We start from the raw sequence: 25,276 nt of genomic DNA, 5'->3' as shown, positions 1-25,276 counted from the left end.
GACCCAACCCGCCTGAAAATCTGGCTACCAGCGCCCCTGAAGGGGCAAACCTTTTACTCCGTCACACACCCCTGCGGCACTCTTCCCGCAAAACTGTCCACCAGGCTCGCCACCACCATCTCCCCCATCCGCGTGCGGGTCTGCAATGTCGCACTGGCGCGGTGGGGTTGCAGCACGACCTGTTCATTGCCGAACAATGCCTCAGGCACGTGCGGTTCCTCGACAAACACATCCAGCGCCGCACCGGCGATGTCTCCCGCGGCCAGCGCTGCCACCAGGTCGGCCTCGTCGACCAGTTTCCCGCGTGCAACGTTGATCAGGTAACCGCCCTTGCCCAAGGCACGCAGCACCTTGGCATCGATGATGGCTTCAGCCTTGTCGGCGGCCGCCGCGAGGATCAGGGCGTCGCTGTCGCGGGCCAGTTGCTCCAGGTCAGCCACGAAGGTGTGGTTCACGTCGCCCATGGGCCGCAGGTCGGTATAGCTGATCGGGCAACCGAACGCGGCGGCTCGGGTTGCCACGGCGCGACCGACCCGGCCCATGCCGACGATGCCGATGCGCATGCCTGACACCTGCCGCGCCAACGGCAGCGGTGCCAGTGCCGTCGGGCTATGGGGCCACTGACCGGAGCGCACGTAGCGGTCACCGGTGCATACCCCGCGACACACGGCAATCAACAAGCCAATGGCCAGGTCGGCGACGTCTTCCGTCAGCGCTCCAATGGTGGCTGTCACACGGATTCCGCGATCCCGGGCATAGGCCAGGTCCACCGCATCAGTGCCCACGCCGTTGACCGCAACGATTTCCAGCCTGGGCAGTTGCGCCATGAGCGCTTGGCTGATGCCCGTGTGCCCACCCGTGATAACGCCGCGAATGTTGCCGCCGTGCTCGCGCAAATAGGCGGGTTTGTCGGCCTGTTCGAAATAGCGTCGAACAGTGAACAGCTCATTGAGCTGGGCATTAATTTCGGGAATCAGGATCGGGCTGAGTTGCAAGACTTCTGGCTTCATAGTGACCTCGTGACGAATTGGAAGGCGGGCTCAACCACGACCGGCAAACGGCATGGCCGTGGCCATGACGGTCATGTTCAGGACGTTGGCCGACAGCGGCAGGCCGGCCATGTAGCGCACGGCATCAGCCACGTGCTTGACGTCCACCATGGGTTCCACCGCGATGCTGCCGTTGGCCTGGCGTACGCCCCTGGTCATGCGCTCGGACATTTCGGTGAGGGCGTTGCCGATGTCGATCTGGCTGCAGGCGATGTTGTACTCGCGCCCGTCCAGGGCCAGGGATTTGGTCAGGCCCAGCACCGCATGTTTGCTCGCGGTGTAGGCGCTGCTGAACGGTCGTGGGGTGTGCGCCGAAATCGAACCGTTGTTGATGATGCGTCCGCCCTGTGGTTGCTGTCGGCGCATCAGGCCAAAGGCGCCACGGGCACACAGGAAAACACCGTTGAGGTTGGTATCGATCACGTTTCGCCACTGCTCGAACGTCAGTTCATCCAGCGGCACGGCGGGGGCATTGACCCCGGCGTTATTGAAGATGACGTCCAGGCGTCCGTAGACCTCTTCGACGGTGGCGAACAGCGCATCTACGCTGGCCGGATCCCGCACGTCAGTCGGTACCGCCAGCGCTACGCGCCCCTCGGTTGCCGCCAGGTCGACCAACGCCTGCAACGGTTCCGCGCGGCGTCCCGCCAGGACCAGGGTGTACCCATCCTGCAACAGCCCCAAGGCCACGGCGCGGCCGATCCCGCTACCGGCGCCGGTCACCAGGGCAACTTTCAAAGTGTTCGACATGTCGTGTATTCCTTTTAAAAAATCGGTACGGCGAGGCCGGGTTCAGAGGCGCGGGCCGACGCGCACTTCCAACTGCCCGACGCCATCGATGCCGGCGTTGATCACGTCGCCTGGATGCAACACATCAACACCGGACGGGCTGCCCGTCATGATCAGGTCGCCGGCCCGCAGCGCCACCGATTGGGAAATCCTGCTGATCATTTCACTGACCGACCAGATCTGGTTGTCGAGACTGTCACGCTGGCGCTCCTGGCCGTTCACGCTCAACCAAAGTTCGCCATCCGGATGCCCTGCCCTGGAGACCGGCACGATGGCGGTCATTGGCGCAGCGCCATCGAACACCTTGGCCCCTTCCCAGGGCAGGCCGTCGCGCTTGGCCGCCAGCTGGACGTCGCGTCGCGTCAGGTCAAGCCCGGCCGCGTACCCCCAGACATACGCCAGGGCCTGGCTCTCCGGGATATTCGCACCGCCCTCGCCGATGGCGACGACCAATTCGATTTCATGGACGAACGCCTCTGTCATCGTCGGAAAAGGCACCTCCCCGACCGCGTCGATGACACAGCTGGGCGGCTTCATGAAAAACACCGGAGGCAGGCGGTTCTGGCCGCCCTGGGCGTCTGGCCACGGATAATTGCGACCGACACAAAACACCCGGCCAACGGGAAAACGCTGAGAGGTGCCGATCACCGGCAGGGCGACGGGCAAATCCGGAGTAAAGACGTATTCGGGCATGTTCATCCTGTTGAAAGTCCTGTTGGAAGCATCAGCGTACGGCGGCATTTCCCGACAAAGTTGGACGAATGCCGCCTCGTATTGGAAAAAAACAGTTTTTTCCTGTGCTCAGCGCGCCTTCAATTCGATGCGATACAAACGGCCGAGCAGCAAGGAATAAGACAAGGTGCCGACCAGCGCCACGCCACCGATGAACCAGAAGGCCAAGGCAAACGAGCCGGTCTTGTGGACGATCGCGCCAATCACGATGGGCGTGACGATGCCGCCGATGTTGGCGGCCAGGCTGGTTATCCCACCGGTCAGCCCGATCAGCTCCTTGGGGGCGACTTCCGACACCGCCGCCCACGAGGAGGACGCGATCCCTTGGGCGAAAAAGGCGACGGTCAATACCGCAATGCAGATCACGTTCGAGTCGGTGAAATTCACCAGGACGATGGACATGCCCAGCATCGATCCCACCACCAGCGGCAACTTGCGGGCGAACGACAACGAATAGCCGCGGCGGATCAACAAGTCGGAAATGATCCCGGCCAGCAAGATGCCCACCGTCGCGCCCACGAACGGCAGCACCGCGAAGATCCCGGCCTTGATCATGGTCAGGTGGCGCTCCTCGATCAGGTACGTCGGGAACCAGGTCAGGAAGAAATACAACGCCGACGTGCTGGCGAACTTGCCGATGCAAATCGCCCAGACCTGGCGGTAGCTGAACAGCTCGACGATCTGCCGCCAGTTGAACCGGGTGCGCTCCTGGCTGCTCTTGACCAGCCCTCCCCCGGCTTCGATGTACTTGAGTTCTTCTTTGCTGACCTTCTTGCAGTTCATCGGGTCGCGGTACAGGTACAACCAGGCGATGCCGAAGACGATGCCAAGCGCACCGGTGCTGTAGAAAACGTGCCGCCAATCGTAGGTCGTCGCCAGCCACAGCAGCGCACCGGTAAACAGCGCCGTCCCCAAGTACTGGCCACAAACGTAGATGCTACTGGCCAGGCCCCTTTCCCGCGCCGGAAACCACACCGTGACCGCCCGGCTGTTGGCTGGGAATGCCGGTGCTTCCATCGCACCGACAGCCAGGCGCAAGCCGAACAGCGACGCAAAACCCGTGGCGAACCCCTGGCACACGGTGACGGTCGACCAACTGATCAGCGACACCCCGTAGGTGAACCGGGAACCGAAGCGATCGGCGATGAAGCCGGCGGGTACCAAGGCCAGCGCGTAGGTCCAGGCAAACGCGGAGAAGACCAGGCCCATTTCGATCTTGTCGAGCCCCAGGTCCTTGGCCAGGAATGGCGCGGCAATCGAAATATTCACCCGGTCTATGTAGTTGATGATCGTTGCAATCAACAGCAACGACAGCATGAACCAGCGCCGCCGCGACGGCAGACGCTCGGACGCCACGGCATCCCGGGCGTCGGCAATACCTGGCGGCGCAGTGGTCTGGGAGGTGTGTGAATTCGACATGAGGGGACCTCGTTATTGTTAGAAGGGTCGAGATATTGCGGACAGCCGAAGCCATTGCCCTCGATCTCCGGGGCAGGACAATCACAACGTGATGGGGGCTTGGTCAGCCGTTGTCAGGCGTTCGCAGCGGCCAGGCGACAGCGTTGGCCAGGAGGATCGGGGAGCAGTGGGAGGACGTTCATGATGGGCGCACCTTGGGTTGTTTTTGGATGGGTCGGGTTGCGTTGCCCCAACAGTGGTCGTACAACCAATCGAAATCAACCTGAGCGTTAGATCATTTTTTCCTGCAAAAACAACGTTGGACAAACCTGTCCAAAAAAATCGGCGCATACGGTAACTGCCGACAGTGTTCTATTCTCATAATAAGCTTTTGTTTTTTAAGTAAAAAATCAAACAATTATGAACGCAGTCATTTTGGACAGCTTCTCCAATTGCCTCCCTATACAAAAAAGCCCCCTCCCTGATGTCATCGTATAACCACTTGTAAATCCCACGTCCCCTTGGCCACAATCCGGTCATCAAGCGCTTGTCGAGGATTCCAAGGCGATGTCATTACCGAACCGAGTCCCCACTTACGTCATGCAACAACGCAGCGAATTGACGGACTTCTATATCCGCGACAAAAAAGGACGACGCGCCGAAACCAGCCCGCACCGCCACGAATATTTCCAGATCCAGATCAACCTTGGCGGCGACACCGTGCAACACATCGGCAACGTCCAGCGGCCGTTCCCACGCAACACCCTGGCCTTCATCCTGCCCCACCGGGTGCATGTGATTCCGCACCCGGTGGACAGCAATTTCGTGGTGATCAATTTTTCCCAGACCTTCCTTCTTCCGCATTTGCAATGCGACCCGATGGACCTGGAAGAAGTCTCGATTCTGCTGGCGCCTGAACTGTCGCCGTTCCGCTTCCAGGAACACCTGGACTTCGTCCTGAGCGACGAGGCATTTGCCAAGATACGTGCGTTGATCGAACAGATGCGTGCATTGGACGAGAACCGTCAGTTCGGCACACGCGAGATGCTCAAGGGCTTGCTGCTGCAACTGATCGGCAGCGTCTGCGCCTTGTATGCCGAACCACTCAAGCGCTTGGCCGAAGAGAACGCCGCCGAAGTCAGCCGACGCGATGCATTGGGCAGGATGTCCGAATACTTGCGCAAGAACATCGCCGACCCCGACCTGAACCTGATCAAAGTGGCAGCGGCGACCTATCTGTCGCCGACGTACTTGACCCACTGGCTGCGCAAGGAAATCGGCAAGACCTTCACTGAACTGGTGCTCGAACGCCGGATGCATGCGGCGCGCAACTACTTGCTCAACGGAACACGGCCAGTGGGCGAAGTGGCGAGGTTATGTGGCTTCGCCGACGAGGCTTACTTCTCCAGGCGTTTTCGCCAGATACACGGCCAACCGCCAGGGCAGTTCAGGCGGCAGCAGTTGAACCCGGACAGTCCGCAGTTGCCGTTGAATACTTGATCAAACGCTAATCAAGCGATGTCTCCACCAGTATTTAATTTGCGCCCGACCTACTGGCAGATTGCCGCCACCTGAACTATACATTCCTCCACGCCAAGAGGGATCGACGATGAGCATTACTGCGCTAGCACGGCTGCTATATCAAATGCTCACACCGGGATCGAGCGACGCCGTTCTCTTTTCTGGTTTTCCCTTTAGCCCACCCGGAAAAAACACCGACCACGGGCGATCGTAACGACTACCAATTAGCTCCAGTTGGCTGCGCCCCCGGCCCAGCCAACAACCTGTTGCACTAACGACAAAAGGGAAGAGTCTGATGAGTTCATTCACGATAACGGCGTTGACCATACTGATGGCCAGCACAATTTCCGGTTGCGCGACATGGACCCACACAAGAGTGCTCGAAGCGGAAGAGAGAGTCATTATTTACTCAGAAATTGACTCCGTGGACAGTAATCCCAAAAAAATACAGGTCATGTGCTCCGAACCGAGTCCCGATGCCTTGAAAACCTTGGCTGCGTCCATGAATGTGGAGAAACAGGAAGTAGCAAAACTGGCGGCCGCCTATTCAGAAGCAGGTGCAAATATTGGCTTGAGAACCCATTCGATTCAGCTCCTTCGCGATCAGCTTTTTGCCATCTGCCAAGGTTATGCGAATAAAGGGATTTCCGGCCCTGCCTATCAAATGATGTTGACTCGCAACCAACGAAATACCGTCGCCCTCATGGCTATTGAACAACTCACAGGCGTTCTGCAAACGCCAGCAGTGAAGTTGTCGGGCTCGGCATCAATAGGTGCAAACCAGGAACTTATCGCCCTGAACCAAAAACTCAAAGTCGAGGCGGAAACGAAGTACAACGCACTCACAGCTGCTCAAAAAACGGAGACTGAAGGTCAAGGATTAAAAAAACAGATCGATGAATATACCGCGTCCATCGAAAGAGCCAAGAACGCGATCGTTGCAGCCACCGCTAACGCCGAGAATTCAGCGCAGGGCGGACGACCTGATGCGGCCACGATAGGCGCTATCGCAGAAAAAGTGAAAGAGATTGCTATTGAAATCTTGAGCCAAAATGACCTGTTTTACGTATGTCTGGACATGGATCAAACTTATGCAAACCTCAAAAAAGACCTCCCCGCTGCGCTAAGGGCGCGTTGTGATAAAGCCTATACAAATCTGGACCCAAGGAGCATTCAATCTGGATCCGGATCCGGATCTGCGACCCAATGAACGGGCCTATCTATCGAACTGATAATAAATAACGGACTTCCCACTTCACTGAAAAGCCCTAGGGGACAAGTTTGACCCGGTGCATGAGATCGTCGAGAGCATAGGTATCCAGGAAGGCGGTCACTTCGATGACTTGCCCATTCTTGAACGTCATATGCCACAGATAGGTGTTGTTGTAGGGTTTCTGATCCAGCGCCGTGGCCCTTCCATGCCAAAGAACAACCACGACGTCATCCTCGGCAATGATGCTTTGCACCGTGGGGACAATCGGCGTTGCCAGTCGCGCAGTGATTGACCGGACGACTTGGGCCAACTCAGCCTTGCTGGCGTACATACCGGAAACGGGGCTCGTCCCCGCCACGGTCCATCTGGCATCGGGCGCAAGCAGATCGAACACCGTGCCTTTGCCTTGCTGCCAATTTGTGAATGCCTCGCGCACCAGCGTCGCATTGGTTTGCTGGGTTGAAGTTGGCGACGCTCCAGCGATCGATGTCGAAAGTGCCAGGCACAGGACAATGGCATGAAGATGTAAGACTGAACTCATCGATAGTTTCATGATGTCTCTCGCAGCAATGCTATGGATTAAGGCTCTTTAAAAAGAACCTTAACGATATGCGCGCAGAAACCTTTGCTTAATACTGCTCGACGCTTGCCTGATGCTATTCGAGCCTGGTCTTAGCCATTCAGGACGTCTTCATAGAACGCCAGCGCAGCCACGTTCTTATCCTTCGCTTCCAACATGATGTCGAAGCGGTCCAAAAAACCGAGGGCGTACTGGTTCGTCCAGTGATTCCACATCTGCGCGCTGTGGCCGTACAGGTCTCGTTTGGACACGACCTTCAACAAGTTCTCCATCTCAAGCTTGTCGCCTGCATCGAAGCCCAACTCCTGTAGCCGCTCTGGTGGCTGGGAGTAATGCATCGTGGGCCGAACGCCGCGCCAACTGTCGATAACGCGTTGGACTCGCGGGGAATCCGGCGCGATGTAGTCGTTCTCATTGATCCAGCAGTGATGAATGTCCAGCACGACGGGGGCGAGGTCGGCGAGTTGCAGGCAATCATCCACGCCGTAGGCCTTTTCCTCGTTTTCAAACGTGATGCAGTTGCGCGACACCTCCGACAAGCGCGGCCAGACCGAACGAATCCCCTCGCCCCCCAGCCGCCCGGCAATGTGCACGTTGCATTTGAAATCCTGGAAGCGCCGACCGAAGCCCATCATCCGGATCATGTCGGCGTGGTACTCGAACTCGGCGAGGCTGTTTTCCACCACTGGCGGTTTATCTGAACCCAGCACGCAGTACTGGCCGGGATGAAAGGACAACCGGATATCCGCTGCACGCGCCAGGTCGCCAATGGCGGCGAAGCGTTTGGCAAGTTCGCGCTGGATGCCGGGGTCTTGATAGAAAGCGCTCACCTTCGGATGACTGTAGAACGGCAACAGGTCGCTGCTCAGTCGAAGCATGCGCAGGGTCGGTGGCAGCTCGGCGACGTAGGCGATGAGGCGCAACTGCGCGTCGAGATTGTGCGTGACGATTTCCAGAAGCTTGTCGCGGGCGATTTGCACGGAGACGCTGTCCATCCAGCGTAATGTCGTGGTGCGGGGGTTGAAGGGAGCTTCGATGGTCTTTAGCGCAGCCGCAGAAAGGCCGCGATCAGGGTGGCGGTATTGGCAGGCGAAGCCGATGCGGGGGTGGGTCATGGGAGGTCCTGGCCGTTGAGTCCGTGTCGGCGGTAGACATCCTGGTGATTGAGTTGTCGTTTTTGGATTGGCTATTGGGTGACGAAGCTAATTTGCCTGTTGCGCCGGTTTTCGCTAAGTCAGGACTCCGTTCCCAGATTGTTCCCATATCGCCCTTTTCCAGACACCAAAAACCACAAACCCCCGACTTTCTCTAGGAAAATCAGGGGTTTGTGTTTGTAGAATGTGGCGGTGAAGGAGAGATTCGAACTCTCGATACAGTTTCCTGTATACACACTTTCCAGGCGTGCTCCTTAAGCCACTCGGACACTTCACCGTGTCTCGGCAAACTGTTCAGTCTGTCGAGGCGCGCTAATGTAGTCGAAAGCCTTTGCGATGGCAAAGGTTTTTTTCAGAATTTTCATGCGGTTAAGGCTGGCCCGGGTTTCAAACCGGCTGGGGGATGGCAAACCGGCCAAACTCTGGCCTGGTCTGTGGGCCGCGCGACGGAAACAGGCGCGGCCCTTGGGGCGGGGCGGGCTGTTTATAGAAGGCAGGGCTGACCGGTGAGTCAGTCACGGCGCTTTACCTGGCCTGCGACGGTGGGTAACGTCTGCTCCACTTCTCTTACAAGGAATAGCGTCATGAGCGACCTGATTGCCTACCATCTCGAAGACGGTATCGCGACCCTGACCTTGAACAACGGCAAGGTCAATGCCATTTCGCCTGATGTGATCGTCGCGTTCAACGCCGCGCTGGACCAGGCGGTGGCCGATCGCGCGGTGGTGATCATTACCGGGCAGCCGGGGATTCTGTCGGGCGGTTACGATTTGAAAGTGATGACTGCCGGCCCGAAGGAAGCGGTAAGCCTGGTGGCGTCCGGCTCGACCCTGGCCCGCCGCCTGTTGTCGCACCCCTTCCCTGTCGTCGTCGCGTGCCCTGGGCATGCCGTGGCCAAGGGTGCGTTCCTGTTGTTGTCGGCGGATTACCGCATTGGTGTCGAGGGGCCGTTCACCATCGGCCTGAACGAAGTGCAGATCGGCATGACCATGCACCACGCCGGTATCGAGCTGGCCCGCGATCGCTTGCGCAAGTCGGCGTTCCACCGTTCGGTGATCAATGGCGAGATGTTTAATCCGCAGAGCGCCGTGGACGCGGGTTTCCTCGACAAGGTGGTCTCGCCTGATGAGCTGCAGGCGGCGGCATTGGAAGCCGCGCGTCAGTTGAAGAAAATCAACATGACCGCCCACAAGAACACCAAGCTCAAGGTCCGCAAGGCGCTGCTGGATGCGTTGGACAGCGCGATCCTGCTGGATCAGGAGCATATGGGCTGAACCGTGGCGAGGGCGCTTGCTCCCGTTCGGCGGGATGTAGGAGCTGCCGAAGGCTGCGATCTTTTGGTCTTCCGTTCGCTTGAAATTCCAATGTCAGGTGAAAGATTGCAGCCTCGTTGCACTCGTCAGCTCCTACAGGCCAAGTGAAAGCAGGCGCCCCGCCACGGGTCAACCGGATCTTTTTCCACCCAAGGTGGACCTGACCCTGCGGCCGCTCTAACCCGCTTTCTACGCGCTATTTAGAAACATACGCTTAAACATCGCCTATCTCCTACCTCTACAGGGGCAATTGCCGAAAACAGTGCACATCCGTACACTGCGCCACCTTTTGTCCCGACGGGGCTTGTTGATGTTGTTTACGTTGCGTATGTGTTTGATGGGCCTGCATTTTGTCCTGGCGGGGGTGGTGGGTGTGATTCTTGGCCTGTGCCGGCCGTTCAACCCTGACAACAGCCGTTTATGCGCCCGGCTGTATGCGTTGCCTGCCATGTGGTTCCTGCGCCTGCGGGTCAAGGCCGAGGTCGACACGCTGGTAAACAAATCCCAGAGCTGCGTGATCATCGCCAATCATCAATCCAACTACGATCTGTTCGTATTCGGTAATGTGGTGCCGCGCCGCACGGTGTGCATTGGCAAGAAAAGCCTGAAATGGGTGCCGCTGTTCGGTCAGTTGTTCTGGCTGGCGGGCAATGTGTTGATTGACCGCGGCAATGCGATCAAGGCGCGCAAGGCGATGCTCACCACCACCCATACGCTGCAGCATGAGGACACCTCCATCTGGGTATTCCCGGAAGGCACGCGCAACCTGGGCGAAGCGTTGCTGCCGTTCAAGAAAGGCGCGTTCCAGATGGCGATTGCCGCCGGGGTGCCGATTATCCCTGTGTGTGTCAGCACCTATATCAAGCACATGCGCCTTAATCGCTGGCGCAGTGGCGACATTCTCATACGCTCGCTGCCGGCGATTCCTACAACGGGCCTGAGCATGGAGGACATGCCCCGCCTCATCGCCCAATGCCGCGAGCAGATGCAAGCGTGCATCGAGACGATGGACCGGCAGTTGCAGGTCGCCTGACAGGAAACCCGCCCATACGGCGGGTTTTCTTTTGCGGCGAACTCAGCGAATTTCACTGACTCTCAAGCAACATGGCGCGCTAAGCTGGACGGTGCCTGTATCACTGCCAATTTCCAAGAAGAAGTGAACCATCATCATGGGTAGAGTCGTTGCTGCTGCGGTTTACAGCGCCGGTAAGAAAGTCACCAATATAACCCTCGACGAAGGCAGCGCCTGGGCTGCGAAACCAGGACATTTCGTTTGGATCGGCCTCGAAGAGCCCAGCACGCTGGAACTGACCAACCTGCAACGCCAGTTCAACCTGCACGAGCTGGCGATCGAAGACGCCATGGAGAAACACAGTCGTCCGAAGCTGGAGACCTTTGGCGATGCGCTGTTCATCGTCACGTATTCGCCAGTGCGCAAGGACGGCAAGCTGCAATTCATCGAAACCCATATCTTCGCCGGCAAGGGCTACATCATCACCGCCCGCAATGGTCACTCGGCTTCCTACGCCCACGTCCGGCAGCGCTGTGAGGCACGTCCACTCCTGCTGGAACATGGGGAGGATTTCGTGCTCTACGCGATTCTCGATTTCGTCATTGAAAACTACCAGCCGGTGGGCGAAGCCATTCATGCCGAGATCGATGAACTTGAGCGCAACGTGCTCTGCAGCGCCCTGAACGAGCGCGACATCCAGAACCTTCACAGCTTGCGCCGCGACGTGCTGCGCCTGCGTCGCTACGCGGCGCCGATGGTGGAGATCAGCGAAGAACTGCAGCGCTTGGATTTTCCGTTCATCGACAAGAACATGGGTCCGTATTTCCGCGATGTGCAGATCCACGTCACGCGGCAGATGGAAGACCTGGCGACCCTGGCGGACATCGCCAGCCAGACCATCGAAATCGGCGTGCTGCTCGAAGCCTCGCGCCAGAGCGTGGTGCAGCGCAAGTTCGCGGCCTGGGCGGCCATCCTGGCGTTTCCCACCGCAGTGGCCGGGATCTATGGGATGAACTTTGAAAATATGCCGGAGCTAACCTGGCACTATGGATATTTCATGGTGCTCGGATTTATCGGCGTGGGATGTACCGCGTTGTGGGCGAGTTTCAAGCGGTCGGGATGGTTATAACGGCAGCCACAAGCTTCAAGCTCCAACTTGCCGCTCGTAGCTTGAAGCTTGCAGCTTAAACCGGCTTGTGAGCAACAAAACGCATCATCCATTCAGCCACCGTCGTGCCGTGGTGTTCCTGTTCAAGGCTTGCCACGCCCTGGCTGTAGATCTTCTCGCCGAGGTGCTGCTGGCGGATTTCCAGCAAGGCCCGGGAATAATCGTGGATGAATTCCGGGTGACCCTGGAAGCACAGGACCTGGTCATTGATGTGATAGGCCGCGAACGGGCAGAAATCGCTCGAGGCGATGACCGTGGCATTTTCCGGCAGCTCAGTCACTTGGTCCTGATGACTGATCAACAGGGTCAACTCTTCCATCACCGGGCTCATCCAAGGCGCCTTGGCCGCGAGTGTGTAGCGATGGGTGCCCACACCCCAACCCTGGCTGGCCCGTTCGGTCTTGCCGCCCAGCAGCAACGCCAACAGTTGATGACCAAAGCAGACGCCCAGCAACTTGTCGCCACGCTGGTAGCGGTCCATGAGGTAGGTCTTGAGGGTCTGGATCCACGGATCAGTGCCGAAGGAGTCGGCCTTGCTGCCGGTCACCAGGTACGCGTCGAACTGTTCGTCATCGCTGGGGTATTGCCCTTCCATCACGTTGTAGACGATGAAGTCAGCCGCGATGGGCTGTTGCGAGAACAGGCGCTGGAACATCTGCCCGTAACCCTGATATTGATCGACCAGTTCCGGACGCAGGATATCGGTTTCCAGTATGCAGATGCGTAGCGACATAAAAAATACCTGACACGATGATGGGAATATTGCACACCCCAGAGCCTGCCTTGAAACACCGTCCCAAGGCAAGCCCCCGCCGTCAGAACCGCGCGTGCCTGGCGGCTTTTTCCAACAACAAGGCCGGCGGCGAGAAACGTTCGCCATATTGTTCGGCCAAGTATTGGCAGCGGGCGATAAATGCCGGCAAGCCGTACTGGTTGATGAACTGCAACGCGCCTCCCGTCCAAGACGCGAATCCGATGCCAAGGACCGAGCCGATATTGGCGTCGGCCGTCGAAGTGACGACGCCTTCCTCCACGCAACGAACGGTTTCCAGGGCCTGGATGAATAACAGTCGGTCACGTATATCCTGAGCCTGGATTTGCCCGGCGGTGTTCTCGAAACGCTCCTTGAGCACCGGCCAGAGGTACTTCTGCCCTTGCTCTGGATACTCGTAGAAACCGGCCCCACCCGCCTTCCCCGGTCGCTTGTATTCGAGCAGCAAGTCGATCACGGCGAATGCGGGATGCTCCGTCGGCGCTTTCCCTTCCGCTTGTAAGTCTTGGGCGGTTTGCTTGCGGATATGGCTCATCAGGCTGAGGGAAACTTCGTCGGAAACAGCCAACGGCCCAACCGGCATACCGACCTTTTGCGCCTCGGTTTCGATCATCGGCGCACTCACGCCTTCGCCGAGCATGGCGATGCCTTCATGGATGAAGGTACCGAAGACCCGCGACGTGAAAAACCCGCGACTGTCGTTGACGACAATGGGCGTCTTGTCGATTTGCCGGACGAAATCGAAGCCTCGGGCTAGCGTCTCATCGCTGGTACGAGCCCCCCGGATGATTTCGATCAAGGGCATCTTTTCCACCGGGCTGAAGAAATGCAGGCCGATAAACTTGCTTTCATCTGGTATGGCCTTGGCCAGGCCGGTGATGGGAAGAGTTGACGTATTCGACGCGATCACCGCATCAGGCCCCGCCACCGCTTGGGCTGCGGCAGTCACGTTGGCCTTCAGGGCACGGTCCTCGAAGACCGCCTCGATGATCAATTCGCAACCGGTCAGGTCGGCATCGCTGTCGGTGGGGTGGATGCGCGCCAACGTGGCGTCACGCTGAGCAGCGGTGAGCTGGCCGCGTGCGACTTGCTTGTCCAGCAGCGTCGCGCAACGAGCCTTGGCTTTTTGCGCGGCAGCCAGGTCGATGTCCTTGAGCACCACGTCGATGCCCGCCGCTGCGCTGACATGAGCAATACCCGCCCCCATCATCCCGGCACCAAGCACCGCGACTTTTCTTGTCAGAAAAGGCGCAAAACCGTGTGGGCGGGAACCGCCAGCCTTGATCTCGTTGAGTTGAAACCAGAAGGTGCCGATCAGGTTCTTCGCCACCTGGCCGGTCACCAGTTCGGTGAAATAACGGCTTTCGATCAGATGGGCCGCGTCAAACGTCACCTGCGCCCCTTCCACTGCGGCGCAGAGAATTTTCTCCGGGGCCGGCAGGCAACCCTGGGTCTTGCTGCGCAGGATCGAAGGTGCGATCGCCAGCGTCTGGGCGACGGCAGGATCGGACGGTGTCCCGCCCGGAATCCGATAGCCTTTCGTATCCCAAGGTTGCACTACGCTCGGGTTGGCGAGAATCCAGGCGCGAGCCTTGGTGAGCAGGTCGTCGCGGTCCGCCGCCAGTTCATCGATCAGGCCGGCCTGCAGTGCTTGTTGCGGTCGAATCCGCTTGCCTTCGAGCAGATACGGCAATGCCTTTTCCAAACCAAGCAAGCGCACCATCCGCACCACTCCACCGCCGCCCGGCAACAGGCCGAAGGTCACTTCCGGCAGGCCGATCAGCACCGACGGGTGATCCAGCGCCACGCGGTGATGACACGCGAGGCAGATTTCCCAGCCACCGCCCAGGGCCGCACCGTTGATAGCGGCAACCACCGGTTTTCCGAGGGTTTCCAGTGTGCGCAGTTGTGCCTTGAGACCCAGCACGGTTTCGTAGAAGGCCTTGGCCTGGGATGGTCCGACTTGAATCAGCTCGTTCAGGTCGCCACCGGCAAAAAAGGTCTGCTTGGCCGACGTGATGATCACGCCGGCGATCGAGTCTTTCTCGACGGCGAGACGCGCAACGCAGGCCGCCATCGCCTCGCGGTACATCGCGTTCATGGTGTTGGCGCTCTGGCCTGGCATATCCAGCGTCAGGACGACGATCCGGTCCGGGCCGGTTTCGTAACGAATGGCATCGGTCATGAAAAATGTTCCTTGAAGTCCAGGCTCAGAGGCGTTCGATGATGGTGGCGATGCCCATGCCACCGCCGACACACAGCGTCGCCAGGCCATAACGCAGGCGACGCGCCTCCAGCTCATCCAGCAGCGTGCCGAGGATGGCGCACCCGGTGGCGCCCAGCGGATGGCCCATGGCGATGGAGCCGCCGTTGACGTTGACCTTGGCGGGGTCGATGGCCATGTCCTTGATGAATTTGAGCACCACCGAGGCGAAGGCTTCGTTGACCTCGAACAAGTCGATGTCCTCGACCCGCAGCCCGGCTTTCGCCAAGGCCTTGCGGGTGGCCGGGGCCGGGCCGGTGAGCATGATGGTCGGCTCGGTGCTGATGACGGCGGTAGCGACGATTCGGGCCCGGGGTTGCAGGCCCAGCTCGCGTCCCTTTGCCTCGGAACCGATGAGCATCAGCGCCGCGCCGTCGACGATGCCCGAGCTGTTGCCTGGGGTGTGCACGTGATGGATCCGTTCGACATGGCTGTAGACCCGCAACGCCGTCGCGTCGAAGCCCATCTGCCCCATCGCCTCGAAACTCGGCCGGAGTTTGCCCAGGCCTTCCAGCGTCGAGTCGGCGCGAATGAACTCGTCGTGGTCCAGCAGCACGATGCCGCTCTGGTCCCGCACCGCCACCAGGGATTTATCGAACGAACCGTTTTCCCGCGCCCGCGCGGCTTTATGCTGGGACTGCAATGCAAAGGTGTCGACGTCCTCGCGACTGAAACCTTCGAGGGTAGCGATCAGGTCGGCGCCGATGCCCTGGGGAACGAAATGACCATGCAGGTTGGACTGCGGGTCCAACGCCCAGGCGCCACCGTCACTGCCCATCGGCACCCGTGACATGGACTCGACGCCGCCGGCCACCACCAGGTCTTCGAAACCGGAACGCACTTTCATCGCAGCCAGGTTCACCGCTTCCAGGCCCGATGCGCAAAAACGGTTGAGCTGCACGCCGGGCACGCTGACATCCCAATCAGCCACCAGGGCGGCGGTTTTGGCGATATCTGCGCCTTGATCACCTGTCGGCGTCACGCAGCCGAGCACGATGTCGTCCACATGGCCCGTGTCCAGGCTCATACGCTGGCGCAACGCGGTCAACAGGCCGCTGAGCAGGTTCACCGGTTTGACGGTATACAGGGCGCCGTCAGGTTTTCCCTTGCCACGCGGCGTGCGTAATGCGTCAAAAATAAAAGCTTCGGTCATGACATCCTCGAACCGCCGTTGGGACAAAACCACACCTGCAACCATAAGCCCAGCGGCGCTGGATTCAATGACGCCATTGCTCAACGACGTTGACAGCCACGCTCAGACGAACGGTAGCGTGCTATCGGGTTAACCGATTCAGGTAAGCAAGCTGTCTAGCAAAAGGGCCGGCAGGAAGGTGGCAATAGGCCTCATGTCTTTTTTATAGCGTTCAGCAAGAAGTCCATACGAATTGGATCTAAGCCAAGACGGCCGCGGCCCCTAATGTAAAGCTTGTACAAGAAAAGTCGTCGGGTTTTGCCGGGGCGCTTGTCAGACAGGAAGTGCAACGCCAGCCGTCATGGAGTTATGCAGGCTGGCCTCAGGAAATAACAAAAAAGGCGGGTCAGCCATGTTCAAACATTCGAAAGTTCGCCAAGCCGGACTCATTCTCTTCGCCACGACACTGCTGTTGATCTTGCCGAATATCACCAAGGTCATCGGCTGACAGGCGCATGGTGTCTACACCATTCATGAGTTGCATCATCCACGCCGGTAAGCGAACGCTGTTCCAGCGACGGTGGTTGTGCCACCCTTTGCGCTTCCCTCTCGACATGGAAGGCGACTCATTTGAAAGTCCTCATCGTGATGGGGGCGCTGCTGCTCAGCTCGCCCCTTTATGCCGCACAGCTGGTGTTGGAGCTGGGCGCGAATACGCGTACGTGGCAAACCGAGGCGCTGCTCAAGCATCCTGAAGCGCGGACGGTCCAGATTGCCGAAGATGTCTCCTACAAAAAGCCGATGAATTATCGCGCCGTGCCGCTGGCCGCGCTGTTGACCGGTGTCCAGGCGAACGACCATCTCCAGGCCGTGGCGCTGGACGGCTTTGCCGCCGAACTGCCCGCCGCACCGTTGCTCAACAAGACCGGCGCGAGGGCGTGGCTGGCCATCGAAGACCCGGCCAAGCCATGGCCGCCGCTCGGGGACGGCAAGAAAAGCGCCGGACCGTTCTATCTGGTCTGGACCGATCCTCAAGCCGGCCATATCAGCCCTGAACAATGGCCGTACGCGGTGGCAAGCATCAAGCGCCTGTCAGCGGTGGCCGATCGCTTCCCTGCCCTGCTGCCCTCGCCCGACCTCGCCAAGGATGATCCGGTGAACAAGGGGTTCGAACTGTTCCAGAAGAACTGCCTGGCCTGCCACCGCCTCAACGGCGCGGGGGATGCGCAGTTCGGTCCGGACCTGAACATTCCTTTCAACCCTACGGAATATTTCTCGGGGGATTTCCTCAAGCGCTACATCCGTGACCCGCAGGGCATGCGTCACTGGCCCCAGGGGAAAATGCCCGGATTCTCGGCGACAGTGCTGCCGGATTCGGAGCTGGATTTGCTGGTGGGGTATTTGAAGCATATGGCGGGGCGCAAGCAGCCGTTGGGTCAATAGATCAGCTTGTTTTGTCTAAGCCAGTCCCGCTGGCCCTTGTAGGAGCTGTCGAGCAAAGCGAGGCTGCGATCTTTTCCAGACATTTGAGCTCCAAGCCAAGGATCTAAAAATCGCAGCCTCGCTTCGCTCGGCAGCTCCTACACAGCGGGAGCAAGCTCGTCGCCACAAGAGCTGGATCGTTTACTGCTGCTGCGCCGTAATCACCGGAGCCGGCGTCACCAGCACCTTGGCGTGCATCTGTTCAAACCCGCCGCCACGGCGCATGCCACGCACCGGGCAGGCGTCCAGGTAATCCAGGCCTACCGCCAATTTCAAGTGTCGCTCCGGACGGGCCAGTTGGTTGGTCACGTCGAAGCTGTACCAGGCGTCATCGAGCCATGCTTCGGCCCAGGCATGGCTCGCCAGGTGTTCGCTGTCTTCGTTGAACAGATAACCCGACACATAACGCGCCGGCACGCCCAGGCTGCGGGCGCACGCCAGGAACGCATGGGCATGGTCCTGGCAAACTCCGCTGCGACCGGCAAACGCCTGGGCCGCGCTGGTCTCCACTTCGGTGGAGCCCGGTGTGTAGGTCATATGTTGGTTGAGCCCGTGCATCAAATCGATCAGCGCCACACGATCGCGACGCTGCTTGCACTGCGCCTGGGCGAAGGCGCGAAGGGCTTCGTCCGCTTCGGTGAGCCGGGTGAAACGCAGGAAGGGCAGCGCCGATTGGCTTTCGTGCTCGGCTTCACGCGACGGGTCGATATCCACCTGGCCACGGGCACCGATGATGATGGTTTCGTGGGGCTCGTCCAGCGTCAGCACATGAAGGATGTTGCCGAACGGATCGAGCTGCGACCGCACCGGTCGAGGCAGGTCCAGCTGCCAGCTCAGCACGTGCTGGCGTTCGCTGTCGTGCGGCGTCAGGCGCAGGTACTGAATGCTTGCGCGAACCTGGTCTTCATAGTGGTAGGCCGTTTCGTGGCTGATCGAGAGTCTCATATGACCTCCAGGTAGGAACTGTGAATGGCATTGCCCAGTTCACGGACCAGTGGGATGAATTCGGTGAGCCAGGCGTGCAGCCCACCGTCGAGGATTTCATTGATGCCGGTATAGCGCAGGCGTGCGTCCATCTCCGCCGCCAGGCGTTGGGCCTGCCGACCGTTGCTGCCGGGCAGGCTGGCGAGAATCTGGTCGATCTCTTCGGTGCAGGCCCGCAAGGAGCGCGGGACGTCGGCACGCAACAACAGCAGTTCAGCCACATGCCGGGCACCGGGGGCGTCACGGTAGATTTCGGTGTAGGCCTCGAAGGAAGACAGCGCTCGCAACAACGCGCTCCATTGATAGTAGGCGTGGGCGGTGCCGTCGTTGACAGCATGGGCCTGGTCGCCGGCCATTTCGTAGCGGGCGTCGAGCAGGCGCAGGGTGTTGTCGGCCCTTTCGATGAACGTTCCCAGGCGTATGAACCTGAACGCATCGTTGCGCATGATGGTGCCGTAGGTGGCGCCGCGAAACAGATGGGACCGCTCCTTGATCCATTCGCAGAAACGGCTCATGCCGTAGCGGCCCAGGCCCAGCTCGGCGATCTGGCGAATTTCCAGCCAGGTGGCGTTCACGTTTTCCCACATGTCGGCGGTGATTCGGCCACGCACCGCATGGGCACTGGCACGTGCGGAACCCAGGCAACTGTAGATACTGGCGGGGTTGGCCGCCTCCAGGGCGAAAAAATGCAGCAGGCGCTCGGCGTGCAGATCGCCGTGCCTGTCCCGGTAGTCATCCAGCGTGCCGGTAATGAGCAATGGCATGGCCAGTTCATGCAAGCCGTCGCCGCGCCCATCCTGGGGCATCAATGACAGCGAATAACTGACGTCGAGCATCCGCGCGAGGTTTTCCGCGCGCTCCAGATAACGCGACATCCAATACAAGTCCGAGGCGGTCCTGCTTAACATGGCAGCTCCTTCATTCCTCGACCACCCAAGTGTCCTTGGTGCCTCCGCCCTGTGAAGAATTCACCACCAGGGAACCTTCGCGCAGCGCCACGCGGGTCAGGCCACCCGGCACCACGCGGGTTTCTCGCCCCGCCAGGACAAACGGACGCAAATCGATATGGCGCGGCGCGATGCCGTTTTCGACAAAGGTCGGGCACGTCGACAAGGACAACGTTGGTTGAGCGATGTACGCATGCGGCTTGGCCTTGATCCGCTCGCGGAAGGCGTCGATCTGCGCCGTCGTCGAGGCTGGCCCCACCAGCATGCCGTAACCGCCGGAGCCTTGGGTTTCCTTGACGACCAGGTCCGCAAGGTTCGCCAGCACATGGGAAAGTTCAGCGGGGTTACGACATTGCCAGGTGGGGACGTTGCTCAGGATCGGCTCCTCGTCCAGGTAGAACCGGATCATGTCGGTGACAAACGGATACACCGATTTGTCATCCGCCACACCTGTGCCGATGGCGTTGGCCAACACCACGTTGCCCGAACGGTAGGAGGACAGCAGCCCCGGCACGCCGAGCATCGACTGCGGATTGAAGGCCAGCGGATCGAGGAAGGCGTCATCGAGGCGACGGTAGATCACGTCAACGGCTTTCGGTCCGTCCGTGGTGCGCATGAAGACCTTGTCGTCACGCACGAACAGATCCGCGCCCTCCACCAGCTCGACGCCCATCTCACGGGCGAGGAAGGCGTGTTCGAAAAACGCACTGTTGAAACGCCCGGGGGTCAGGACCACGACGCTTGGGTCGTCCAAGTGACTGGCGCTTTTCAGCGTATCGAGCAGCAGGTTCGGATAATGGTCGATCGGTGCGATGCGTTGGGCGGCGAACAGTTCGGGGAACAGGCGCATCATCATCTTGCGGTCTTCGAGCATGTAGCTGACGCCGCTGGGCGTACGCAGATTGTCCTCGAGCACGTAGTACGTGCCGTCACCGTCGCGCACCAGATCGACACCGCAAATGTGGGCATAGACATCGCGATGCAGATCCAGCCCCTGCATCGCCAGTTGATATTGATCGTTGGCCAGGACCTGCTCGGCCGGAATGATGCCGGCCCGAATGATCCGCTGTTCGTGATAAAGGTCGGCCAGGAACATGTTCAGCGCCTTGACCCGCTGGATACATCCACGTTCGACCATTCGCCATTCACTGGCGGGAATGCTGCGCGGAATGGTATCGAAAGGGATCAGGCGCTCCGTTCCCTGCTCATCGCCGTAAAGCGTGAACGTGATGCCGGCGCGATGAAACAACAGGTCGGCCTCGCGTCGCCGTTGTGCCAGGAGCTCGTCGGGCGTTTCGGCCAGCCATTGGGCGAACGCTCGATAATGTGGGCGGACCTGGCCGTCGGCATCGTACATTTCATCAAAACCAGTGCGGATCATGCCGTACTCCTTGTCACCCCGGCTCAGGCGTCGCAAGGCCCGTGCCAGCGGCATAAACGCTTTATGATCAACAGCTTGGTTTATCCCTCGACAGGCCGGGCACCCTTGTGGTGCAGCGGATATCCCTATCCGGCTTGCCTCGCTTCATTGCGACGCAGGACGTCGCTATCCCTGAGCATAGTCAAGATAGAGAGGGCACAGTGATGAACAGCGGACATGCCAGACATGAAAACGGCCGACACAAAGGTCAGCCGTTGCTGTGAGGCACAAGGAAAATGTCAGGCCTGCAGGCGCCGGATCTCCTGCTTGACGCCCCAACCTTCGATGATGCCACCCAGGGGCTCCACCACGGCTTCGAAGTTCAGCTCGAAGTCGCCGATGTCATCATAGGTGGCGTACATCACCCGGCTCAGTTCCAACGACCAGGCTCCATCTTCGCGAGCACTGATCTGCGCATTCAACGATTCGCCGCGAAAATGACCCGCCGCCCTGCGCGCCCGCTCCTCGTCGGGGAAAATGGCGTAGAACTCGATGGGATGGAATTGGGAGAAATCGAAACCGCCCTCTTTCATGCGGCGCAGCACGCTGGTGCTGATGTCTTCTTGATAGGCTGTGCTCATGAAACGTCCTCCTCAGACCGATGGATAGACTTTCCGTCTTCCCGTGCGTGCAACCTGCGGTTACAAGCAGTACGGCATCAACTGACCGTCGGGACACAAGCATGTAGCTGACAAGACCGGACCTTGGCGATCCTTTCGCTGATCTCGATTGCAGAGTAGCTTCAAGTCATCGCCGCTGCCAAGCGGGACCAGACAAGGATTTTCATGAAATCGGTTTAATGCTGATGATTTCAATGCTGTTTTGGGTTTTGAGACTTTTGAGCGTAGGGTCTTCGGTGCGACCTTCCAGGTCGTTGAGGTCAAGCTTGGCGGGTACCGGCAGCAGCTTCTGCCGGATCAACTGGGCAGCCTGCTCCATGGTGGGCTCCTGGTCGTAATCGAACTGCTCGGCGATGGCTTCGCCGTGATCGTCAACGAAAGTGATTTCCCACTTTGGCATCGGTGTCTCCTTGATCAATTCATGGCTGGGCTTGCCTTCATCTCGACATTGACGGCGAAACAATCGTTCCGCTGAGCTGCCGACGGCACAGATGAAAAAACCGCCTCGAGGGCGGTTTCTTCATAGACGATAGCCGTTATTTTTCGGCGCGCTCTTTCAACGCTTTCAGCGTGTTGAACGGCGCGTCCACCACGAACTTGTTAGCCAGCCAGGACGGTACGTCGCCGCCCGGCTCGGTGTGGACCTGATAGGTCACTTCGATTCGGTCCGCACCCTTGGGGGTGAATGTCCAGAAGCCGTCGACTTGTGTCACACGTACAAAGCCCTTCTCCTCCGGTGCGTAACTCGGTACGCCCTTGAGCTTGCGAGTCAAGCTGCCATCGGCGCCCTCCTCGGTGGTGACTTCCAATACGGAATCACGGGACGTCACCGGCCAAGGCGTATTGAACTGGGTGTAGGTCCAGCTCTTGTTGCCCTCATGCTTGAGCAGCTTCTGGCTCTTGCATTCATGAATCCAGGCGCAGGCACCAGGCACGTCTTCCTGCAGGGCTCGCAATTTCGCCATGGTGGTCTTCATGACGGTCACGCCACGGTAGGCCTTGTATTTGGAACCGGTCACTTCACTGAGTGACACCTGGATACCTTCCTTGTCCTTGGCGACCTGCCAGTCCTCTGCCTGTGCGGTAGCCGTCGCCAACAACACGGTCAAACCACACAACACAGCCATACGATGCAGCGAACCCATAGGTTGTTTTCCTTATTGTCCAAGTTCGTTCATGTCAGTCTTGACGATTGCCCCACTACGCTGCCGTGACCTGCTCCCACCATCCAATCAACCGAATGGCTTCGTCGCTGCTGCTGCCGCAGACCTCGATGTCGGCCACAAACGCCGAGCACACCGCCGGGCGCTCCGGTTGGCCGAAGATCTGGCACAGATTATCGACCGACAACTGTACGCAACGTTCTCCCGCCGGCTTGCCCTGGGGCATGCCCGGGATGGGCGAACTGATGGAAGGGGCGATGCAACAGGCGCCACAGCCCTCACGGCACTTCATGACGAGGAATACCTCACGACAGGTAATGATTGGTAACAACAACAGAGTAACGGCTAAAACAGGTGTTTTAAATTACCGTCCCCGTGTTTTTTCGCAGAAGGTGCGATGACTGGGCAGTCAACGACGAACAGCAGGACTGCGCCCGGCCTATTGCTTGAATTCGAACTCGAGCGCGGCGCCTTCCACCTCGTTGCGCTCCTGATTGCGCAGCGGCAATTGCATCTCGTTGCTCAACAGGCGGCCGTTAAGCTGGAACGGACCGGGCTTCTCTCCGAACATCGCCGGCAGCAGTGGCTCGCGCTTGGGTAATGGCGCCTTGCCCGGAGGTTGCAGCTCTTCGACCATGCCATGGGGCAGGCTCAGATCCAGCTTGGCCGGAGGCAGTGGCGTCTTGGCGACTTCGTGGGCGGATTTGCTCTTGGAAGCGATAGGCGCGCGCTTTTTTTTCGCGGGTGCTGTTTTCTTGGCGGGAGCCTTCTTGGCCGCTGCGCTCTTCGGCGTGTCCTTGGTAATACTGGCGGCCGGCTTCTCCTGCGCTGAAGCCGCCACGGCGACGCCTCCCATGTGGAAGGCACTCAACAGGCCGATCAAAACCCAGACAGCAGGAACAATGGTTTTCATAAACCCAACGGCACTTACGGCAGAGACCCTAATGCTGGCCTGATAATGAGGCGCTGACAAGCACATCGAAGCGACACAAGGCCTGCTACAGGTATCCGTTGGCGGTCTCCTGGCATAACTGCTTCGCCAGCAGCCCCAGCGTCATCAGGGCCCGCTCCGCCTCACGGTTCCAGGGTGTGCCGCAGTTCAGACGAATGCAATGGTTGAACTGTTCGGTATTACTGAAGATCAACCCCGGCGCAATACTGATGCCTTGCTGCAACGCCTGTACATGCAATTCCTGGGTATTGACCCGCCCCGGCAGGCTGACCCACAGGATGAAGCCGCCGGTGGGACGGCTCATTTGCGTGCCTTCCGGGAAATACTGCTGGACCGCCAGTTGGAATGCGCTGAGGTTCTTGCGGTACTCCTGACGGATGTAGCGCAAGTGCCGATCGTAGCCGCCATTCTCCAGATACGCCGCGATGCCCATCTGCGTGACGCTGCAGGCCGAATGAGTGCTGAACGTCTGGAGCCGCTGGATTTCCTGCTGGAACTTGCCAGCAATCATCCAACCGATGCGTACCCCTGGGGACAAGGTCTTGGAAAAACTCGAACAGTAGATCACCCGGTCCAATCGATCATAGGCTTTCAGCGCCTTGGTGCGGCCCTGCTCGAACATCAACTCACCATAGATGTCGTCCTCGACTATCTGGATATCGAAGTCCGATGCCAGGCGCAGCAGTTGCTTTTGCCGCTCCTCCGGCATGGTGCCGCCAAGGGGGTTGCTCAGGCGTGTGGTCAGCACCAGCGCCTTGATCGACCATTGGTTGGCCGCCAACTGCAGGGCCTCGAGGCTCATGCCGGTGACCGGGTCGCTGGGAATCTCGATGACCTTGAGGCCCAGCAGATCTGCCAACTGCAGCAAACCGTAATAGGTCGGCGACTCCGCAGCGATCAGGTCCCCTGGCCGGGTCAGCACGCGCAAGGACATTTGCAGCGCATCCACGCAGCCGTGAGTGATCACCACTTCGGAAGGGTCCACCACGACACCGGCGTCACGCATGCGAATCGCCACCTGGCGGCGCAACGGCTCGAAACCGGGGCTGAACATGTAGCTGAACGCCCGCGGGCTGTGGAAACGCGTGACCTTGGCCAGTTGCTGATGCAGCGCCCGGACAGGCAGGTAGTCGACGCTGGGAACCGCTGCCCCCAGCGGAAACACACCTTCGCGACGCGACTCGACCAATACCTGCTGGATAATGCTGCTGCGCGTTACCAGCCCGGGGCGCTCGACCCGGGCGATGTCCGGCGTCGGCGCGGTCAACGCTGGCGTCTGATGCACGTAATAGCCCGATTGCGGCCGCGCACGAATCAACCCCTGGTCTTCGAGATTGGCGTACGCCTGCAGCACGGTGGCATGGCTGACGTTGAGCTGCGAGCTCATCTTGCGCACCGAAGGCACCCGTTCGCCGGGTTGATACACACCGCGCCGGATGTCTTCGGCCAGTTGTTGAGCAATACGTTGATAGAGCAGGAGGTTGGTCATGACGCAGCACTCGATTTCACGGGCATTTTATTCTTGTCGGACTTTACCGGAACAGTTTAGAAGTGTACTGGGACAGTTGCCAGATTACCCGACAGTACAGTGCAGTGACAGCCCAACTGTACT

24 protein-coding genes and 1 tRNA gene are annotated in these 25,276 nt (G+C 59.4%); 6 read left to right on the top strand and 19 right to left on the bottom strand.

Annotation, left to right across the window (positions count from 1 at the left end; genetic code table 11):
- Positions 1–53 precede the first annotated feature (53 nt).
- The 4 genes from Q7C33_RS17700 to Q7C33_RS17685 form a co-directional block, all read right to left on the bottom strand.
- Entirely contained in the window at positions 54–1,010 is a 957-nt protein-coding gene (locus tag Q7C33_RS17700) for a 2-hydroxyacid dehydrogenase (RefSeq protein WP_407683858.1), read from the bottom strand.
- A gap of 30 nt (positions 1,011–1,040) precedes the next feature.
- The gene (locus Q7C33_RS17695) at positions 1,041–1,799 is read right to left on the bottom strand and encodes an SDR family oxidoreductase (protein ID WP_030137771.1); all 759 of its coding nucleotides are present in this window, start codon (positions 1,797–1,799) and stop codon (positions 1,041–1,043) included.
- A 42-nt stretch (positions 1,800–1,841) separates the two neighbouring features.
- A complete protein-coding gene (locus Q7C33_RS17690; RefSeq protein ID WP_407683857.1) occupies positions 1,842–2,537 on the bottom strand; it encodes a fumarylacetoacetate hydrolase family protein in 696 nt (231 codons plus the stop codon).
- A 102-nt stretch (positions 2,538–2,639) separates the two neighbouring features.
- On the bottom strand, positions 2,640–3,989 hold the full coding sequence (locus Q7C33_RS17685; RefSeq protein ID WP_198797956.1) for an MFS transporter: 1,350 nt from the start codon (positions 3,987–3,989) through the stop codon (positions 2,640–2,642).
- 546 nt (positions 3,990–4,535) lie between these two features.
- On the opposite strand from Q7C33_RS17685, the gene Q7C33_RS17680 reads away from it, so the two are divergent.
- Complete coding sequence (locus Q7C33_RS17680) at positions 4,536–5,468, top strand: helix-turn-helix transcriptional regulator (protein WP_030137768.1); 933 nt, start codon at positions 4,536–4,538, stop codon at positions 5,466–5,468.
- Between the two features lie 316 nt (positions 5,469–5,784).
- Complete coding sequence (locus Q7C33_RS17675; RefSeq protein ID WP_030137767.1) at positions 5,785–6,699, top strand: hypothetical protein; 915 nt, start codon at positions 5,785–5,787, stop codon at positions 6,697–6,699.
- 58 nt (positions 6,700–6,757) lie between these two features.
- Here the strand turns inward: Q7C33_RS17675 and Q7C33_RS17670 are convergent, their stop codons facing one another.
- The 3 genes from Q7C33_RS17670 to Q7C33_RS17660 form a co-directional block, all read right to left on the bottom strand.
- Positions 6,758–7,255 (bottom strand): nuclear transport factor 2 family protein, encoded by a 498-nt coding sequence (locus tag Q7C33_RS17670; RefSeq protein WP_407683856.1) that lies wholly within the window; start codon positions 7,253–7,255, stop codon positions 6,758–6,760.
- Positions 7,256–7,374: 119 nt separating this feature from the next.
- Entirely contained in the window at positions 7,375–8,397 is a 1,023-nt protein-coding gene (locus tag Q7C33_RS17665) for a UV damage endonuclease UvsE (RefSeq protein WP_407683855.1), read from the bottom strand.
- Between the two features lie 226 nt (positions 8,398–8,623).
- Positions 8,624–8,713, bottom strand: a tRNA-Ser gene (locus Q7C33_RS17660).
- A 307-nt stretch (positions 8,714–9,020) separates the two neighbouring features.
- Here Q7C33_RS17660 and Q7C33_RS17655 point away from each other — a divergent pair.
- The 3 genes from Q7C33_RS17655 (at position 9,021) to Q7C33_RS17645 (ending at position 11,890) form a co-directional block, all read left to right on the top strand.
- Positions 9,021–9,710 (top strand): crotonase/enoyl-CoA hydratase family protein, encoded by a 690-nt coding sequence (locus Q7C33_RS17655; protein WP_030137756.1) that lies wholly within the window; start codon positions 9,021–9,023, stop codon positions 9,708–9,710.
- Positions 9,711–10,059: 349 nt separating this feature from the next.
- The gene (locus tag Q7C33_RS17650; RefSeq protein WP_258650058.1) at positions 10,060–10,782 is read left to right on the top strand and encodes a lysophospholipid acyltransferase family protein; all 723 of its coding nucleotides are present in this window, start codon (positions 10,060–10,062) and stop codon (positions 10,780–10,782) included.
- Positions 10,783–10,918: 136 nt separating this feature from the next.
- The gene (locus tag Q7C33_RS17645) at positions 10,919–11,890 is read left to right on the top strand and encodes a magnesium and cobalt transport protein CorA (protein ID WP_407683854.1); all 972 of its coding nucleotides are present in this window, start codon (positions 10,919–10,921) and stop codon (positions 11,888–11,890) included.
- Positions 11,891–11,945: 55 nt separating this feature from the next.
- Here Q7C33_RS17645 and Q7C33_RS17640 read toward each other — a convergent pair whose 3' ends face one another.
- From Q7C33_RS17640 to Q7C33_RS17630, 3 genes are all read right to left on the bottom strand, one after another.
- Positions 11,946–12,662, bottom strand: coding sequence for an amidotransferase (locus Q7C33_RS17640; RefSeq protein ID WP_407683853.1), 717 nt, complete (start codon positions 12,660–12,662; stop codon positions 11,946–11,948).
- Positions 12,663–12,744: 82 nt separating this feature from the next.
- Positions 12,745–14,886 carry a 3-hydroxyacyl-CoA dehydrogenase NAD-binding domain-containing protein gene (locus Q7C33_RS17635; protein WP_407683852.1) on the bottom strand — a complete coding sequence of 714 codons (2,142 nt, stop codon included), beginning with the start codon at positions 14,884–14,886 and terminating at the stop codon, positions 12,745–12,747.
- A gap of 25 nt (positions 14,887–14,911) precedes the next feature.
- Positions 14,912–16,117, bottom strand: coding sequence for an acetyl-CoA C-acetyltransferase (locus Q7C33_RS17630; RefSeq protein WP_407683851.1), 1,206 nt, complete (start codon positions 16,115–16,117; stop codon positions 14,912–14,914).
- A gap of 609 nt (positions 16,118–16,726) precedes the next feature.
- Here Q7C33_RS17630 and Q7C33_RS17625 point away from each other — a divergent pair.
- A complete protein-coding gene (locus Q7C33_RS17625; protein WP_030137750.1) occupies positions 16,727–17,539 on the top strand; it encodes a c-type cytochrome in 813 nt (270 codons plus the stop codon).
- A gap of 180 nt (positions 17,540–17,719) precedes the next feature.
- Here Q7C33_RS17625 and Q7C33_RS17620 read toward each other — a convergent pair whose 3' ends face one another.
- From Q7C33_RS17620 to Q7C33_RS17580, 9 genes are all read right to left on the bottom strand, one after another.
- The gene (locus Q7C33_RS17620; RefSeq protein WP_407683850.1) at positions 17,720–18,523 is read right to left on the bottom strand and encodes a transglutaminase family protein; all 804 of its coding nucleotides are present in this window, start codon (positions 18,521–18,523) and stop codon (positions 17,720–17,722) included.
- Positions 18,520–19,470, bottom strand: coding sequence for an alpha-E domain-containing protein (locus Q7C33_RS17615; protein WP_030137748.1), 951 nt, complete (start codon positions 19,468–19,470; stop codon positions 18,520–18,522). Before Q7C33_RS17615 ends, Q7C33_RS17620 begins: the two co-directional genes overlap by 4 nt.
- Before the next feature lie 10 nt (positions 19,471–19,480).
- Positions 19,481–20,890: a circularly permuted type 2 ATP-grasp protein gene (locus Q7C33_RS17610; protein WP_323155154.1), complete on the bottom strand. Its 1,410-nt coding sequence runs from the start codon at positions 20,888–20,890 to the stop codon at positions 19,481–19,483.
- Positions 20,891–21,168: 278 nt separating this feature from the next.
- On the bottom strand, positions 21,169–21,510 hold the full coding sequence (locus Q7C33_RS17605) for a ribonuclease E inhibitor RraB (RefSeq protein WP_030137746.1): 342 nt from the start codon (positions 21,508–21,510) through the stop codon (positions 21,169–21,171).
- Between the two features lie 202 nt (positions 21,511–21,712).
- On the bottom strand, positions 21,713–21,949 hold the full coding sequence (locus tag Q7C33_RS17600) for a hypothetical protein (protein WP_030137745.1): 237 nt from the start codon (positions 21,947–21,949) through the stop codon (positions 21,713–21,715).
- 136 nt (positions 21,950–22,085) lie between these two features.
- Positions 22,086–22,694 (bottom strand): START domain-containing protein, encoded by a 609-nt coding sequence (locus Q7C33_RS17595; protein ID WP_217861494.1) that lies wholly within the window; start codon positions 22,692–22,694, stop codon positions 22,086–22,088.
- Positions 22,695–22,749: 55 nt separating this feature from the next.
- Positions 22,750–23,004 carry a YkgJ family cysteine cluster protein gene (locus tag Q7C33_RS17590; protein WP_030137743.1) on the bottom strand — a complete coding sequence of 85 codons (255 nt, stop codon included), beginning with the start codon at positions 23,002–23,004 and terminating at the stop codon, positions 22,750–22,752.
- Positions 23,005–23,151: 147 nt separating this feature from the next.
- Positions 23,152–23,625: a hypothetical protein gene (locus Q7C33_RS17585; RefSeq protein ID WP_030137742.1), complete on the bottom strand. Its 474-nt coding sequence runs from the start codon at positions 23,623–23,625 to the stop codon at positions 23,152–23,154.
- An 85-nt stretch (positions 23,626–23,710) separates the two neighbouring features.
- The gene (locus tag Q7C33_RS17580) at positions 23,711–25,153 is read right to left on the bottom strand and encodes an aminotransferase-like domain-containing protein (protein ID WP_181287978.1); all 1,443 of its coding nucleotides are present in this window, start codon (positions 25,151–25,153) and stop codon (positions 23,711–23,713) included.
- Positions 25,154–25,276 lie beyond the last annotated feature (123 nt).

It is taken from the genome of Pseudomonas sp. BP11-1-1 (genome assembly GCF_052112105.1).
Lineage (GTDB): Bacteria > Pseudomonadota > Gammaproteobacteria > Pseudomonadales > Pseudomonadaceae > Aquipseudomonas > Aquipseudomonas alvandae.
This window is presented reverse-complemented; position numbering and strand designations above follow the sequence as displayed.

Bases quoted from the DNA above. Each gene is read 5' to 3' on its own strand.
- Q7C33_RS17700 (WP_407683858.1), bottom strand. From the start codon at position 1,010: ATGAAGCCAGAAGTCTTGCAACTCAGCCCGATCCTGATTCCCGAAATT.
- Q7C33_RS17695 (WP_030137771.1), bottom strand. From the start codon at position 1,799: ATGTCGAACACTTTGAAAGTTGCCCTGGTGACCGGCGCCGGTAGCGGG.
- Q7C33_RS17690 (WP_407683857.1), bottom strand. From the start codon at position 2,537: ATGAACATGCCCGAATACGTCTTTACTCCGGATTTGCCCGTCGCCCTG.
- Q7C33_RS17685 (WP_198797956.1), bottom strand. From the start codon at position 3,989: ATGTCGAATTCACACACCTCCCAGACCACTGCGCCGCCAGGTATTGCC.
- Q7C33_RS17680 (WP_030137768.1), top strand. From the start codon at position 4,536: ATGTCATTACCGAACCGAGTCCCCACTTACGTCATGCAACAACGCAGC.
- Q7C33_RS17675 (WP_030137767.1), top strand. From the start codon at position 5,785: ATGAGTTCATTCACGATAACGGCGTTGACCATACTGATGGCCAGCACA.
- Q7C33_RS17670 (WP_407683856.1), bottom strand. From the start codon at position 7,255: ATGAAACTATCGATGAGTTCAGTCTTACATCTTCATGCCATTGTCCTG.
- Q7C33_RS17665 (WP_407683855.1), bottom strand. From the start codon at position 8,397: ATGACCCACCCCCGCATCGGCTTCGCCTGCCAATACCGCCACCCTGAT.
- Q7C33_RS17655 (WP_030137756.1), top strand. From the start codon at position 9,021: ATGAGCGACCTGATTGCCTACCATCTCGAAGACGGTATCGCGACCCTG.
- Q7C33_RS17650 (WP_258650058.1), top strand. From the start codon at position 10,060: ATGTTGTTTACGTTGCGTATGTGTTTGATGGGCCTGCATTTTGTCCTG.
- Q7C33_RS17645 (WP_407683854.1), top strand. From the start codon at position 10,919: ATGGGTAGAGTCGTTGCTGCTGCGGTTTACAGCGCCGGTAAGAAAGTC.
- Q7C33_RS17640 (WP_407683853.1), bottom strand. From the start codon at position 12,662: ATGTCGCTACGCATCTGCATACTGGAAACCGATATCCTGCGTCCGGAA.
- Q7C33_RS17635 (WP_407683852.1), bottom strand. From the start codon at position 14,886: ATGACCGATGCCATTCGTTACGAAACCGGCCCGGACCGGATCGTCGTC.
- Q7C33_RS17630 (WP_407683851.1), bottom strand. From the start codon at position 16,117: ATGACCGAAGCTTTTATTTTTGACGCATTACGCACGCCGCGTGGCAAG.
- Q7C33_RS17620 (WP_407683850.1), bottom strand. From the start codon at position 18,523: ATGAGACTCTCGATCAGCCACGAAACGGCCTACCACTATGAAGACCAG.
- Q7C33_RS17615 (WP_030137748.1), bottom strand. From the start codon at position 19,470: ATGTTAAGCAGGACCGCCTCGGACTTGTATTGGATGTCGCGTTATCTG.
- Q7C33_RS17610 (WP_323155154.1), bottom strand. From the start codon at position 20,890: ATGATCCGCACTGGTTTTGATGAAATGTACGATGCCGACGGCCAGGTC.
- Q7C33_RS17605 (WP_030137746.1), bottom strand. From the start codon at position 21,510: ATGAGCACAGCCTATCAAGAAGACATCAGCACCAGCGTGCTGCGCCGC.
- Q7C33_RS17600 (WP_030137745.1), bottom strand. From the start codon at position 21,949: ATGCCAAAGTGGGAAATCACTTTCGTTGACGATCACGGCGAAGCCATC.
- Q7C33_RS17595 (WP_217861494.1), bottom strand. From the start codon at position 22,694: ATGGGTTCGCTGCATCGTATGGCTGTGTTGTGTGGTTTGACCGTGTTG.
- Q7C33_RS17590 (WP_030137743.1), bottom strand. From the start codon at position 23,004: ATGAAGTGCCGTGAGGGCTGTGGCGCCTGTTGCATCGCCCCTTCCATC.
- Q7C33_RS17585 (WP_030137742.1), bottom strand. From the start codon at position 23,625: ATGAAAACCATTGTTCCTGCTGTCTGGGTTTTGATCGGCCTGTTGAGT.
- Q7C33_RS17580 (WP_181287978.1), bottom strand. From the start codon at position 25,153: ATGACCAACCTCCTGCTCTATCAACGTATTGCTCAACAACTGGCCGAA.